Source organism: Streptomyces luteogriseus, from assembly GCF_014205055.1.
In the GTDB taxonomy this organism is placed as follows: domain Bacteria; phylum Actinomycetota; class Actinomycetes; order Streptomycetales; family Streptomycetaceae; genus Streptomyces; species Streptomyces luteogriseus.
The window spans coordinates 7,111,363-7,125,310 of the sequence record NZ_JACHMS010000001.1; the positions used below are offsets into that span (position 1 = coordinate 7,111,363).

At 71.9% G+C, this 13,948-nt stretch carries 10 protein-coding genes and 1 tRNA gene; 8 read left to right on the plus strand and 3 right to left on the minus strand.

Annotation, left to right across the window (positions count from 1 at the left end; genetic code table 11):
- Position 1: 1 nt before the first annotated feature.
- Positions 2-592 (plus strand): hypothetical protein, encoded by a 591-nt coding sequence (locus tag BJ965_RS31760; RefSeq protein ID WP_184913483.1) that lies wholly within the window; start codon positions 2-4, stop codon positions 590-592.
- 115 nt (positions 593-707) lie between these two features.
- Complete coding sequence (locus tag BJ965_RS31765; RefSeq protein ID WP_184913484.1) at positions 708-3,443, plus strand: exo-rhamnogalacturonan lyase family protein; 2,736 nt, start codon at positions 708-710, stop codon at positions 3,441-3,443.
- 7 nt (positions 3,444-3,450) lie between these two features.
- Here the strand turns inward: BJ965_RS31765 and BJ965_RS31770 are convergent, their stop codons facing one another.
- Positions 3,451-5,871, minus strand: a complete 2,421-nt coding sequence (locus BJ965_RS31770) for an SCO7613 C-terminal domain-containing membrane protein (protein ID WP_184913486.1) — start codon at positions 5,869-5,871, stop codon at positions 3,451-3,453.
- Positions 5,872-5,932: 61 nt separating this feature from the next.
- Here BJ965_RS31770 and BJ965_RS31775 point away from each other — a divergent pair, with 61 nt between their 5' ends.
- The gene (locus tag BJ965_RS31775) at positions 5,933-6,379 is read left to right on the plus strand and encodes an SRPBCC family protein (RefSeq protein WP_184913488.1); all 447 of its coding nucleotides are present in this window, start codon (positions 5,933-5,935) and stop codon (positions 6,377-6,379) included.
- A gap of 39 nt (positions 6,380-6,418) precedes the next feature.
- Positions 6,419-6,490: transfer RNA gene (locus BJ965_RS31780), tRNA-Val, on the plus strand.
- 68 nt (positions 6,491-6,558) lie between these two features.
- Here BJ965_RS31780 and BJ965_RS31785 read toward each other — a convergent pair.
- Entirely contained in the window at positions 6,559-7,287 is a 729-nt protein-coding gene (locus BJ965_RS31785; RefSeq protein WP_184917735.1) for a 3'-5' exonuclease, read from the minus strand.
- Positions 7,288-7,456: 169 nt separating this feature from the next.
- Between BJ965_RS31785 and BJ965_RS31790 the strand changes: the two genes are divergently transcribed.
- The 4 genes from BJ965_RS31790 (at position 7,457) to BJ965_RS31805 (ending at position 12,009) form a co-directional block, all read left to right on the plus strand.
- On the plus strand, positions 7,457-8,023 hold the full coding sequence (locus BJ965_RS31790) for a DUF4365 domain-containing protein (protein ID WP_184913490.1): 567 nt from the start codon (positions 7,457-7,459) through the stop codon (positions 8,021-8,023).
- Positions 8,020-9,237, plus strand: coding sequence for a hypothetical protein (locus BJ965_RS31795; RefSeq protein ID WP_184913492.1), 1,218 nt, complete (start codon positions 8,020-8,022; stop codon positions 9,235-9,237). Before BJ965_RS31790 ends, BJ965_RS31795 begins: the two co-directional genes overlap by 4 nt.
- Positions 9,238-9,405: 168 nt before the next feature.
- Positions 9,406-11,382 carry a threonine--tRNA ligase gene (gene thrS, locus BJ965_RS31800; RefSeq protein WP_184913494.1) on the plus strand — a complete coding sequence of 659 codons (1,977 nt, stop codon included), beginning with the start codon at positions 9,406-9,408 and terminating at the stop codon, positions 11,380-11,382.
- 66 nt (positions 11,383-11,448) lie between these two features.
- The gene (locus tag BJ965_RS31805; protein WP_184913496.1) at positions 11,449-12,009 is read left to right on the plus strand and encodes an HIT family protein; all 561 of its coding nucleotides are present in this window, start codon (positions 11,449-11,451) and stop codon (positions 12,007-12,009) included.
- Positions 12,010-12,148: 139 nt separating this feature from the next.
- Here BJ965_RS31805 and BJ965_RS31810 read toward each other — a convergent pair whose 3' ends face one another.
- Positions 12,149-13,816 carry a hypothetical protein gene (locus tag BJ965_RS31810; RefSeq protein ID WP_184913498.1) on the minus strand — a complete coding sequence of 556 codons (1,668 nt, stop codon included), beginning with the start codon at positions 13,814-13,816 and terminating at the stop codon, positions 12,149-12,151.
- Positions 13,817-13,948: the final 132 nt, after the last annotated feature.

The window sequence follows — 13,948 nt, forward strand, 5'->3', positions numbered from 1 at the left end:
CATGGCCGGGACACGGGTGAAGGCACGGGGCGAGTCGGTGTTCGCCGAGAGGTTCGCGGTGTTCGCCGAGTCTTTGCTGACCGGTGTGTGGATCGCGGTGGCCTCGCTGGGAGTCGTCACCTACCCCGCCGCATTCGCTGCCGGGGCGCGGCACCTGCGGCGCCGCACCACCCATCAGGGCGGTGGCCGGCGGGAGTTCGTCGCCGACTTCCGCACCGCTCTGCGCGGCGGGTGGCTCGCCGGGCTCGCCGGGTGGGCCGCGGCGGCCGCGGTCTGGGTGGACGTGCGGGCGGCCCGGGCGGGGATTCCCGGCGGGCCGCTCGTCGGAGCCCTCGGGGTCGTCGCGCTCATCGGGCTCGTCGTGGCGGGGCTGCGTGCGGCGGCGGTCTGGGAGCCGGGCGCACGCTGGCGGACGCTCCTCGCGCATGCCGGGCGTCGCACCGTGCTCGACCCGGCCGGGTCCTTCCTGATCGTCGGCGGGCTGGCCGTGGTCGCCGTGTCCGCCTGGTTCGCCGCGCCGCTGGCACTCCCCGTCCTCGGGGCCGTCGCGGCGGCGGCCGTCGCCGTGGAGGAGCGGTACCGGCACCGCTGAACGGCGGTTCCCCCCGCGTTCCAGGTCGGCGCGCCGGCGCCGCACCTCTCTCTGTCATGCCCCTGATCAGCGTACGGATTCGCTTCCCGCACGGACGAGGAAAGGCAGCATCGTCATGTCTCCCATCCCCCGCAGGTCCCTCCTCAAAGCGGCCGCCGTCACCGGAGCCGCCGCCCAGTTCAGCTGGGCGCTGGGGGCGCAGGACGCCCACGCCGCGCCCGGAGCCGAAGCCGCCGACGCCGACCCGGTGACCCTGGACTGGCTGGAGGACGGCGGCCTCGGCGCCGCCCCCGGCTCCACCGTCGGTGTGCCCTGGCCCAAGGGCGCGTACCAGAAGGACCAGACCTTCGCGCTGACGGACGCCGGCGGCAAGGCCGTGCCTGTGCAGTCCTGGCCGATCGCCTACTGGCCCGACGGCTCCCTCAAGTGGACCGCGCACGCGGTCGCCTCGGGCGACGGCAAGCTCACCCTCGCCGCCGGGACGCCCGCCGCACCCGAGAAGAAGGTCACCGTAGGCAAGCGCGGCGGCACCATCGACATCTCGACCGGTGTCATCACCGCGAGGATCGGCACGTCCGGCTCCACACTCGTCAAGTCCGTCACCCGGGGCTCCACGGAGATCGCGAGGAACGGCCGGCTCGTGCTGATCCGCCAGCCCGAGATCGAGGACGAGGACCAGGGGGCGGTCAGGACCGAGCGCTTCGACGGCGCGATCTCCAAGGTCGAGGTCGAGCAGGCGGGTCCGGTCCGCGCCGTCGTCCGCATCGACGGCAAGCACCGCAAGGGCGGCCGCAGCTGGCTGCCCTTCTCGATCAGGCTCTACTTCTACGCCGGCGCCGATTCCTTCCGCATGGTGCACACCATCACCTACGACGGAAAGCAGGAGCCCGGCAAGGCCAGTGGTGACTTCATCCGTGGCCTCGGCGTCCGCTTCACCGTGCCCCTGCGGGACGAGTCGTACGACCGCCACATCCGCATCGGCGGAGACGGCACCGGACTGCTGCGCGAGGCCGTCAAGGGCATCACCGGACTGCGCCGGGACCCGGGCGCTGCCGTGCAGGCCGCCCAGTTCGAGGGCAGGAAGCTGCCCGACCCCGCCACCTGGGACCAGCGGGTGACGACCCGGCTGCAGTACATCCCCGAGTGGGGCGACTACACCCTCTCCCAGCTCTCCGCCGACGGCTTCACGCTTCGCAAGCGCACCAAGAAGGGGCACGGCTGGGTCGCCGCGGGCGGCGGCCGGCGCGCCTGCGGGTTCGGCTACGTCGGCGGGGCGAGCGGCGGGTTCTCCTTCGGGCTGCGCGACTTCTGGGAGAAGTTCCCCGCCCAGCTCGACATCCGGGACGCCCAGACCGACGAGGCCGAGGTGACCCTCTGGCTCTGGTCGCCCGAGGCACAGCCCATGGACATGCGCTTCTACCACGACGGCATGGGCCAGGACACCTTCCCGGAGCAGCTCGAAGGCCTCAACATCACCTACGAGGACTACGAGCCGGAGTTCGGCACCCCGTACGGCATCGCCCGCACCTCCGAACTCCTCTTCTGGGCCAACGAATCGACCCCGAGTCCCGACCGGTTCGCCGAACAGGTCGAGGCCGTCCGCGTGCTGCCGCAGCTGGCCGCGCCGCCCAAGCAGCTCATCGAGGCCAAGGTCTTCGGACCGAACCTGTACTCCGAGCCCGACCGCTCCACCCCGGCCAAGGCGAAGATCGAGGACCACCTCGACTTCCTCTTCACCTACTACAAGGACCAGGTGGAGCAGCGCCGCTGGTACGGCTTCTGGGACTACGGCGACATCATGCACACCTACGACACGTTCCGGCACCAGTGGCGGTACGACATCGGCGGCTACGCCTGGGACAACTCCGAGCTGTCGCCGGATCTGTGGCTCTGGTTCGCCTACCTGCGCTCCGGTCGTTCCGACATCTTCCGCTTCGCCGAGGCGATGACGCGGCACACCGGCGAGGTCGACGTCTACCACCTGGGCAAATGGGCGGGCCTCGGCACCCGCCACGGGGTGCAGCACTTCGCCGACAGCGCCAAGCAGCAGCGCATCGCCAACACCACCTACCGGCGCTACTACTACTTCCTCACGGCGGACGAACGCGTCGGCGACCTCATGCACGCCAACGTCGACTCCGACGAGACGTTCCTCGCTCTCGACCCGCTCCGCAAGATCCGCACCGAGCCGTACACCCCCGACCGGCACGCCCTGTCGATCGGCTTCGGCACGGACTGGAGCGGCCTGGTCTCGGCCTGGCTGACGGAGTGGGAGCGCAAGGGCCCCAAGTGGGAGAAGGCCAAGGCCCGCGTGCTGTCCACGATGGAGACCATCGCCGCCCAGCCCAACGGCTTCGTCCAGGGCAGCGGCCTGTACGACCTCGACACCGGCAGGTTCGCCGTCGCCGGGGCCGCCAAGGTGGAGGTCTCGCACCTCTCGGCCGTCTTCGGCCTCAACGAGCTGTGCGCCGAGCTCATCGACCTGGTCGACATGCCGAAGTTCAACGAGGCGTACTTCGACTACTGCCGCTTCTTCAACGCCACCAAGGCGGAGCAGAAGGCCCGCTACGGCTCCGACTTCGGCAGCCTGCTGCTGTTCCAGGGCCATTCACGCCTCGACGCGTACGCGGCCGTCAAGACCGGCGACGAGAAGCTCGCCAAGCGGGCCTGGGAGAAGTTCTACAACTCCGACGGCTACAAGGAGTCCGCGCCTTGGAGGACGGAGAAGCTGAGCGGCCCGGTCGCGCTGGTGCCGGGCAGCGAGGCCACCTGGGTGTCCACCAACGACACCGCGCTGTACGGCCTCGCCGCCATCGAGAACCTGGCCCTGCTCGGGGACAAGATGCCCTGACCGCGGGTTAGTTCATCCTCCCCAGGACCTCCCGCACCCGCCGCACGTCCCGGATCCGCTGCTCGTACGTCGCCCCGAGTGCGAGCAGCAGGAGCCCGGCGAGGGCGGGAGGCGCCCAGCGGGGGAGGGCACCCGTCACCTGCACGACGTACGGGGCGAGTTCGTGCAGCGTGACCAGGGCCAGCACCGCGCCGCCGAGCACCAGCGGCGCCCGGAGGTGGTGCCGGGCGCCCAGCAGGGTGACCAGCAGCGCCGCCAGGCCGAGCAGCAGCGGGCGCGTCCAGTGCGGATCGGCCCAGGCCGCGACGAGGCTCGGCACCAGGGTGGCGGCGAGCCCGGGGCCGTACGCCGTCCAGGAGGAGGCCCGCGGGTCACGGCGCCGGCGCAGCGCTCCGAGGAACAGGGCCGGGACGGTCACCGGGAGCGTGTACGCCTCGGGCGTGCCGACGTCCCAGGCGGCCAGGCGCACCCAGGCGGCGAGGACGAACAGGGCCGTGGCCGCGTAGCCGACGGGACGGCGGTCGGCGCGCAGGGCCGTGCCCGCGGCGATCACTCCGCACAGGGACAGCACCAGCGCGAGCAGCGGCGGGTCGGTGACGGCGAGCGCCACGGCGAACAGCCCGAGGGCGGCTCCCGCGGCCTCGACGGGCACCGTCGCCCGGGACGGGCCGAGGCGCGCCGCCAGCAGGGCGGCGGCAGCGGGAACCAGCAGGACCAGCAGGGCGGTTCGGGCCGTCGGCCAGTCCGCGGCGGCACCGGACGCCGAGGCCAGGGCGGCGGCGTACACGAGAGCGGCCGGAGCCGTGAAGGGCGCGACACCCGCCCGCCACGAGCCCGCGCCGAACAGCACCGTCAGCGCGGACAGCACGACGAGGGTCGCGGACTGGGACGCCAGGGAGACCAGGGTGAGGCCGGCGGCCGTGACCAGGGCCAGGACGAGAGCCGTGACCTGCGCGGCCGACGCCGTGACCCGGCACGCGCACAGCGCCGCCGCCGTCATGACGCCCAGGACCAGCAGTCCGGCGGCGTACGGGATCTCCAGGACCGCCGGGAGTATCAGCGCCGTGGCCCAGAGCAGCCCGAGAGCACCGAGCCGGGCCCGCGGGCGCCACTCCTCCGCACGGACCGCGAGGGCGAGCACTCCCGCCACGATCACCAGCACGACAGGAGCAGCGACCGCGTCCGGCGGCCAGGGGGCGTCGACGACGACCGCCGCACGGGCATCCGACGGCGCTCCGCTCCACACCCGGCCCAGCCATCCGGCCGGGCCCAGCAGCACCACGGCGACGACGGGCAGCGTCCACAGCACCGCCAGTGCCTGCACGGCACCGGAGGCCCAGACGAAGCCCGTCCGCATCGCGTCCGGCAGCCGTCCGGCCCGCTCGGCCGCCAACAGGGCCACACCGAGCGTCAGATGAGCGGGAACCACCCACTCCGACGGCAGCCCGGAACGCGCCACCCCGCCGAACGCGCCCACGACGAGCAGCCCGGCCGTGATCGCGAGACCGAAGGCATGCCCGACGCCCGGCCCCCGAAGAGCCGCGCCCAGGGCGATCGCCGCCGCGAGCAGGAGCAGCGCCCCGGCGCGGGAGGCGTCACCCGGACCGCCTGCCGTCAAGGACAGCCAGCCGGCACCCAGAACACCCCAGCCGCCCATGCCGTAGGCGCCGACGACGGCGGTGATCCGCACCGCCCCGGCCGTCAACCGCGCCACCGCCACCGCGTCGAGCCCGGCCGTCACCAGCAGCGCGGCCGTGATCATGTACGGACTCGCGTCGGCCGCCAGGGCCCACAGCAACAGCGGGAGTTGGGCCGCGGACAGGGCGCAAGGCAGGGGCAGCCGCAGCGCGGAGGTGGCCGGCAGCAAGCCGTAGGCCGACCAGATCGCCGCCAGCACCGCCGACGCCGCGGCCGCGTACAAGGTCCCGGCCGTCCCGGAGAGGGCCGCCGCGTGCAGCGCGTAGGCGTCCAGGACGGTCAGCGCGAGTCCGAGGCCCGCCACGGACTCGGCCGTCGACCGCAGCCCCCGCTTCAGCAGGGCCACCGGCGCGGCGAGCGTGGCCAGCGTGACCGCGCCGAGCACCAGGGCGCGCCCGGCGATTCCCATGTGTCCCCAGCTGACCAGCGTGAACACCGCCGCCGCGAGCGTCAGCAGGACACCGCCGAGGACCAGCAGCACGTTCTGCACGCTGGGCGCCGCCGTCTCGGGCCGCGGCGATGCGGTGACCGGGGGCTGTGCCGAGGCCCACGGCCGCGACTGCTGCTGCGTCTGCTGCAGGGCCGCGACCAGCCAGGCGCGACGGGTCAGCAACTGGGAACGCCGGGCGTCCAGTTGCCGGAGTTCGGCATCGAGGAGACGCAATTCCTCGGCCGGGGGCGGAAAGTGGGTCATGGATCGCAGTGTGGTCCGCGTCACCCGGCACGGCATGAGTGCCGGTACTCAGGCGCGTACTCAGACAGTCCGAGCAGCGAGTGGGCAGACTGCCGGGATGGACTGGAACCAGTACCGCTTCCGCAGCCTGTGGCCCCTGCCCGCACCCCCCGCCACCGTGTACGACGTGCTGGAACGCCCCGAGGACTACCCGCGCTGGTGGCGCCAGGTCCGCGAGGTGATCCGGCTGGACGACACCACCGGGGTGATCCGCATCCGCTCCCTCCTGCCGTACGACATGACCTTCACGGCGCGCGAGGTGCGGCGCGACCGCGCCGCCGGTGTGCTGGAGACCGTCCTGTCCGGGGACATCGAGGGCTGGGCGCGCTGGACGGTCACGCCGCGCGGGACGGGCAGTCTCGCGCGGTACGACCAGGTCGTCAGCGTGCACAAGCCGCTGCTGCGACGGCTCGCCGTACCCGGACGGCCCGTCTTCCGCGCCAACCACGCGCTGATGATGCGCTCCGGGCGGCGCGGACTCCTCAGGCACCTCCGAGCGGTTTGAAGGAAGCGTGCCCGGGCCTGTATGGTTCAGTGCGTTCCCGGGCGATTAGCTCAGTGGGAGAGCGCTTCGTTCACACCGAAGAGGTCACTGGTTCGAACCCAGTATCGCCCACCGGAAACAGCCGGTCCGTCACAGACGGACCGGTTTTTTCATGCCCTCGCGGGCCCCGCGCCAGGTGCTCAGGCGGCCGCAGGCAGCTCCGGACGCAGCGGCCACGCCGGATCGACCGACTCGTCCACACCGCTGCGCGCGAACCACGCCTGCAGCCCCCGCGCCTGCGCCGCGTGCCACACCGCCTGCAGGGTGTGCAGCTCACCCGGGGCGAGCCGCTCCAGCCGGGACGCGAACCGGCGGCCCACCGCCCGCGTGACCTCCAGCGCCGCCACGGCGTCGGCGCCCGCGTCGTGCGCGCCCTCCAGGGAGACGCCGTAGTGCGCACACAGGTCCGTCAGGGTGCGGCGGCCCTTGCGGTAGCGGTCCAGATGCTTGTCCAGGACTCTCGGGTCCAGCACGGCCAGCGGCGCCGACTCGAACCAGCGGCCGAGCGCCGAGGCGCGATGACGGCGCAACTCCCGGTCCAGCAGGGTCAGATCGAACGGCGCGTTCATCACCACGACCGGGCGCCCGGCGTGCGCCTGCTCGGCCAGTGCCTGCGCTATTTCGTACATCACCGGCGCCGGCCACCGGCCGTTGCACTGCAGGTGCTCCTCCGTCAGCCCGTGCACCGCCGTCGCCTCGGCGGGCACCGGCACCCCCGGGTTCACCAGCCAGCGGCTCACCCGCGGCCGGACGCCCGGCGCATCCTGGACGACCACGGCGGCCGACACGATCCGGTCGGTCTCGACGTCGACGCCCGTCGTCTCCGTGTCGAAGGCGGCCAGCGGCCCCTCGTACCAGCACGTCGTCATAGCCACACAACCCCTCGTTCACCTTCGGCAGTTGACGCACCGTCCGCTGCCCGATCCGGTGATACCCGGGCTGTTTGCGCCGTACGCCGGAAGGAGACAACAGGAGTACGGGTTGTTGCAGTTCAGCGGCCCGCAGTGGGGAATCACTTGTTCTGGAAGGCTGTTGGCCATGGCCATTGCGCAGCCCGAACGGGGCGGGCTGCTGCCCGAGCGCACGGCTCCCTCTCGCGGCACTCTCGCCACCACCGCCTGCATGGAGACACTGCAGGTCGGCTATCTGCACGCCGTCGCGGCGGCCGCCGGCTGCTCGCTGTCCCAGCCCTTTCCCGACAACGGCATCGACTGGCACGTCAGCCACAGCGCCCCCGGGCACACGGTCGACGACGAGGTCACCATCAAGGTGCAGCTCAAGGCCACCTACCAGGTGCCGCCCAACCCACCGGGGCGCACCTTCTCCTTCACGCTCGACAACGACCACCTGGCGAAGCTCGCCCGCACCCCCGTGTCGGTGCACAAGATCCTCGTGGTGATGCTGGTGCCGCGCTCCCCGGACGACTGGCTGCGTGCCGGCCACGACCGGCTCGACCTCAGGCACTGCTGCTACTGGACCAACCTCGCCGGACAGCCGATCACCGGCCGCCGCCGCACCACCGTGCGGATACCGACCTCGCGCATCTTCGACGACCGGGCCCTCTGCGAGATCATGACGCGGGTCGGGACGGGAGGGAAACCGTGACGCACCGCCCGACCGAGGAGCCACTGAGGCAGCTCCGGCCGCACCCCGCCGACACCACTTGGAGCGACCCGCCGCCCGAGCCCGTCGACGTCGACCCGGCCGTGCTGAGCGCCCTGCTGCGCCGGCACGGCTGGCAGCGGCGCGGCGGCGCCCCAGGCCGCTACGGCCGCTGGACCCCGCCCGGCCCCGGCGGCAGCGGCACCAGCCTCCTGGTGCCCGAGAGCCGCGCCTTCCCCGACAGCGACGACCTGCTCGGCGAGGCCCTGCTCGCCCTGTCCCGCAGCGGCTCGCCCTCCGCCCGCGAGGTCCTCGTCTCCCTCGCCGTGCCCAGCGACGAGATCCGCTGGTGGCACGACGTCCCCGCCGGACCCGCCGGCGCGGCCTCCTGGACCGTCGAGGACCGGTTGCGCGGCGCCGGCCGCCGGATGCTGCTCGCAGCGGCCCTCGCCACCCGCGCCCGGGCCGGCTACCACGGCGCCCGCCACCGCCGCTCCGCCGCCGCGGCCCTGGAGAACGTCCTCGTCGGCTCCGCCACCGACGGCCGTCTCACGGCCTTCGTCCCGGTCGCCGGCGGCCGTCCCCTGGCCGTCCGCCTCCACCAGGCCCTGTTCGCCGCCCGGGAGGCCATCGACTACCAGCGGGCCACCGGCGGGATGGACGCCTTCGACGCCGCCGTCGAGGCAGGGGTGAGCCATGAGCTCACCGAGGCCCTCGTCGCCCTCGTCCGGGGCACGGAGGGCGCCCGGATCGCCGTCGAGTGGGCCCCGGCGGCCGGAGTGCCCGAGGGCTGCGCGCCCTCCGCCGAGCCCGTCGAGTTCTCACCGGGCGACCTGGCCGTGCTGCGCGAGGCGGGCGCCCGCTACCTGCGCGAGGAACCCGCCGTCCCGGTGCGGATCACGGGAGCGGTCGTACGGCTGCGCAGGTCCGGGCCGCGCGGCGACGGCACGGTGCGGCTGCGCGTGCTGGCCGGGGCCGACGTGCCGAACGTCCGGATCACCCTCGACGAGGAGGGCTACCGGATCGCCGGGCACGCCCACCTGGTCGGACTCCCGGTACGGGTGCAGGGGCGGCTGGAGAGCCGGGGCGGTTTCCGGCGCCTCACCGGGGCCCACGGCGTCGTCCCCGTCCAGGTCGACGACGCCGAACGGGACCGGCTGATGAAGGAGCTCCACGAGAACGTCGACTTCTTCGAGGAGGCCTGCGGAGGGGACTGACGCGGCCTGTGGAAAGGGCCCCCGGCCGTCCGAGGAGGAGCGCCGCGGCGGCCCGGGGAGGGGACCGCGGGGACTGATTTCGCGTAGGGCGGTCCCGGGTCGGTACGATCCTTACTCGTGCGCGCGCTCGGGTATGGCGCCGCAGCCCCCTTCAGTCAGGAGAGACCGGTGTCAGACGTCCGTGTGATCATCCAGCGCGATTCCGAGCGGGAAGAACGCGTGGTGACGACGGGCACTACGGCCGCCGAGCTCTTCGCCGGCGAGCGCTCGATCATCGCCGCACGCGTGGCAGGCGAGCTCAGGGACCTGTCGTACCCCCTGTCCGAGGGCGACGAGGTCGAGGGCGTCGAGATCTCCTCCGAGGACGGCCTGAACATCCTGCGCCACTCCACCGCGCACGTCATGGCGCAGGCCGTGCAGGAGCTCTTCCCCGAGGCCAAGCTCGGCATCGGCCCGCCCGTGAAGGACGGCTTCTACTACGACTTCGACGTCGAGAAGCCCTTCCACCCCGATGACCTCAAGGCCATCGAGAAGAAGATGCAGGAGATCCAGAAGCGCGGCCAGCGCTTCTCCCGCCGTGTCGTCACCGACGACGAGGCCCGCGAGGAACTGGCCGACGAGCCGTACAAGCTGGAGCTGATCGGCCTCAAGGGCTCCGCCTCGCACGACGACGGCGCGGACGTCGAGGTCGGTGCCGGCGAGCTGACGATCTACGACAACCTGGACGCCAAGACCGGTGACCTGTGCTGGAAGGACCTCTGCCGCGGTCCCCACCTGCCCACCACCCGGAACATCCCGGCGTTCAAGCTGATGCGCAACGCGGCCGCCTACTGGCGCGGCAGCGAGAAGAACCCGATGCTCCAGCGCATCTACGGCACCGCCTGGCCCACCAAGGACGAGCTCAAGGCGCACCTGGAGTTCCTCGCCGAGGCCGAGAAGCGCGACCACCGCAAGCTCGGCAGCGAGCTCGACCTGTTCTCCGTCCCGGAGCAGATCGGCTCCGGCCTCGCCGTCTTCCACCCCAAGGGCGGCATCATCCGCCGGGTCATGGAGGACTACTCGCGGCGCCGCCACGAGGAAGAGGGCTACGAGTTCGTCTACACCCCGCACGCCACCAAGGGGAAGCTCTTCGAGACCTCGGGCCACCTGGACTGGTACGCCGACGGCATGTACCCGCCCATGCAGCTCGACGAGGGCGTGGACTACTACCTCAAGCCCATGAACTGCCCGATGCACAACCTGATCTTCGACGCGCGCGGGCGTTCCTACCGTGAACTGCCGCTGCGCCTCTTCGAGTTCGGAACGGTGTACCGGTACGAGAAGTCGGGCGTCGTGCACGGCCTGACCCGCGCCCGCGGCTTCACCCAGGACGACGCGCACATCTACTGCACCCGCGAGCAGATGTCGGAGGAGCTCGACAAAACGCTCACCTTCGTCCTCGGCCTGCTGCGCGACTACGGCCTGACCGACTTCTACCTGGAGCTGTCCACCAAGGACCCGGAGAAGTTCGTCGGCTCGGACGAGGCATGGGAGGAGGCCACGGAGACGCTTCGCCAGGTCGCCGAGAAGCAGGGCCTTCCCCTCGTCCCCGACCCGGGCGGCGCCGCCTTCTACGGCCCGAAGATCTCCGTGCAGACCAAGGACGCCATCGGCCGCACCTGGCAGATGTCGACGATCCAGCTCGACTTCAACCTGCCGGAGCGCTTCGACCTGGAGTACACGGGTCCGGACGGCGCCAAGCAGCGCCCCGTCATGATCCACCGCGCGCTGTTCGGCTCCATCGAGCGCTTCTTCGCGGTCCTCCTGGAGCACTACGCGGGTGCCTTCCCGGCGTGGCTGGCCCCGGTCCAGGCGGTCGGCATCCCGATCGGCGACGCGCACGTGGAGTACCTGGAGACGTTCGCCGCCGCGGCCAAGAAGAAGGGCCTGCGCGTCGAGGTCGACTCCTCCTCCGACCGCATGCAGAAGAAGATCCGCAACGCCCAGAAGCAGAAGGTGCCCTTCATGGTCATCGCGGGCGACGAGGACATGTCGAACGAGTCCGTGTCCTTCCGCTACCGCGACGGCTCGCAGGAGAACGGCATCCCCTTCGACGAGGCCATCGCGAAGATCCTCAAGGTCGTCGAGGAGCGCGCTCAGGTCTGATCACACGGTGCAGGGGCCCCCGGGGAGATCCCGGGGGCCTTTGCCGTCCCCCCAGCTCGACGCCATATGCTGCACTGCATGACGAGTGAGCCGGAGCAGCAGCTGGGAGTAGGCACGCAGGACGCGTTCCAGCGTCTGTGGACGCCCCATCGGATGGCCTACATCCAGGGCGAGAACAAGCCGACCGGCCCGGGCGCCGGCGACGGCTGCCCCTTCTGCTCGATCCCGGCCAAGTCCGACGAGGACGGGCTCGTCGTCCGGCGCGGCGAGCAGGTCTACGCGGTGCTCAACCTCTACCCGTACAACGGCGGCCACCTGATGACCGTGCCCTACCGGCACGTCGCCGACTACACCGACCTCACGGCGGGGGAGACCGCCGAACTCGCCGAACTCACCAAGCAGGCGATGACGGCCCTGCGCACGGCCTCCGGCGCGCACGGCTTCAACATCGGCATGAACCAGGGCACGGTCGCCGGCGCGGGCATCGCCGCGCACCTGCACCAGCACATCGTGCCGCGCTGGGGCGGGGACACGAACTTCATGCCGGTGGTGGGGCACACGCGGGTGCTGCCGCAACTGCTGGCGGACACGAGGAAGATGCTGGCGGAGGCCTGGCCGGCCAGCTGACTTCGGCGGGGTCGGGCCCTTCTCAGCCCGTCCGGCGTTTGAGGACGAGGCCGTTCAGGCCGATGGGGGCCTGGGGGCGCAGCCCCCAGGGACACCAGCCACAGCCGGCCCGCGGCTGATCGGCTCGACCGCCGGAGGCCTACGCGTCGTACACATCCGCCTTCTTGGGCGAAGCCTCCTGCACGGCCCCACTCAGCGCCGCCGACCTGGACCCGAACTTCTCCACGTCCACGCCGTTCTCCCGCAGCACCTTCAGCGCCGCCGTGTGCACCACCCGCAGCACGGGCGTGGCCGCCCGCAGCGCGTCGTCGGCCATGAACCGGTGCCGCCACGGCTGGTCGGCCCACGCGTGCCGCAGACCGAACGGCTCGGGCAGCGTCAGACTGCCGCCGAGCCAGTTCAGCAGCGGCGGGTACCAGGTCAGCGGGGCGCGCGCGGCCAGTCGTACCACTTCGTCGGCGTCGATCAGCGGCAGCTTCACGGTGCGGGTCTCCCAGAACCGCAGAGCCTTCTGCACCGCCTTCTCCTTGGCCGCCGGCTTCTCGTTGAACAGGGGGTTGACCGGCCCCAGCGCGTGCCCGGTGACCTCGATGCGCAGGGTGTCGTGCAGCACGGTCACCGTGATCAGCATCGTGATCACCAGGTGGCCGTCCCACAGGGTCCACTGCACGCCCAGGTAGTGCCGGTCGCCGCCGCCGAACTGCTGCTTGTTGCAGATGTCCTGGATGGCGTGCGTCCGGACCGTGTACGCGTCGACGTCCGTGCCGCTCGGCCGGGACACGTCCGTCGCCTTCTCGCCGATCGGAGTGACGATCCAGTGCGTGATGGACGGCTTGGGGAAGCCGCCGGTGTTGATCGACGTGCGCTCCAGCATGCCCAGACCGCCCTGGATCGCCACGATCACGTCCCAGCTGCGGAAGGGGTGGAACTCCTTGCCCGGCTCGGCGGAGACCAGCTCCTCGGCCAGCTGCCAGCTGCCCCACCGCGTCCCCATGCCGAGTATGCCCTTGGGGCCGGCGTAGAAGACCGAGTTGGACCGCTGCTCGGCGGCGAGACGGGCCAGCTCCTTGCGGACCTGCTCGGCCGCGTCACCGGGGTTGCCGGGCACGGCCTCGGGGATCTTGGCGCCGACACCGCCACCCGACAGCAGACTCGACCAGCGCTCCCGCAGGTCCCGGGCGGTCCGCTCGCAGATCTGCTTGGCCCAGAACCAGCCGACGACCGGCATGATCACCGCCGCGCGTCCGTACAGGGCCCAGAAGCCCGTGAACGGCATGCGGATCAGGAACAGCACGGCCAGCGCGCCCACCGCGACCAACAGCGTCGTGGCGAGGGCGCCGGCCCGCTTGTCCTCGCGCTTGGCCATGGTGGTGCGCAGCGTGAACACCAGCAGCCACACCAGGAAGCCGGGCAGGAAGAGCACCCCGCAGATCACCGTGATCGCCGAGAGCCAGTTGTCACGGTCGCGACGGATGCGGTGGGCCGCCAGGCAGTGCTCCACGACGACCTGCGGCTCGATGCCGAAGGACTGGATGACCGGCTTGCGCCCGGCACCCAGCATCCGGTCGATCACCGCACGGGAGAACGCCTCGCCGAACCTGGGACGGAAGATCTTCGCCCAGGACCGCGGGGGAGTCACCTTCGACTGGTGCCACTCGTTGTCGGCGTTCAGGATCTTGGTGACCTCGTCGTCCCGGTACGCCGCCGCGGCCAGCGCATAGGTCGCCGCCGTCTGGCCGCTCGCACCCGCCAGGGGCACCTGGGCTCCCGGGCTGAAGTCGAATCCGTCCGTCACTGCCGCCCCCATCGCTGCCGCATCCGCATCTGCGGCCTTCCCGACTTCCGCGCTCCGCACACCTGTTGATCAGGTCATCAGCGTATCCGTCCACACCGGCGAGCGGGGGCGGGCGGCCCGTCAAGCCGCCCACCCCCGCGGAGA

Coding starts and splice junctions, on each gene's coding strand:
- BJ965_RS31760 (WP_184913483.1), top strand. CDS start 2: ATGGCCGGGACACGGGTGAAGGCACGGGGCGAGTCGGTGTTCGCCGAG.
- BJ965_RS31765 (WP_184913484.1), top strand. CDS start 708: ATGTCTCCCATCCCCCGCAGGTCCCTCCTCAAAGCGGCCGCCGTCACC.
- BJ965_RS31770 (WP_184913486.1), bottom strand. CDS start 5,871: ATGCCGTGCCGGGTGACGCGGACCACACTGCGATCCATGACCCACTTT.
- BJ965_RS31775 (WP_184913488.1), top strand. CDS start 5,933: ATGGACTGGAACCAGTACCGCTTCCGCAGCCTGTGGCCCCTGCCCGCA.
- BJ965_RS31785 (WP_184917735.1), bottom strand. CDS start 7,287: ATGACGACGTGCTGGTACGAGGGGCCGCTGGCCGCCTTCGACACGGAG.
- BJ965_RS31790 (WP_184913490.1), top strand. CDS start 7,457: ATGGCCATTGCGCAGCCCGAACGGGGCGGGCTGCTGCCCGAGCGCACG.
- BJ965_RS31805 (WP_184913496.1), top strand. CDS start 11,449: ATGCTGCACTGCATGACGAGTGAGCCGGAGCAGCAGCTGGGAGTAGGC.
- BJ965_RS31810 (WP_184913498.1), bottom strand. CDS start 13,816: ATGGGGGCGGCAGTGACGGACGGATTCGACTTCAGCCCGGGAGCCCAG.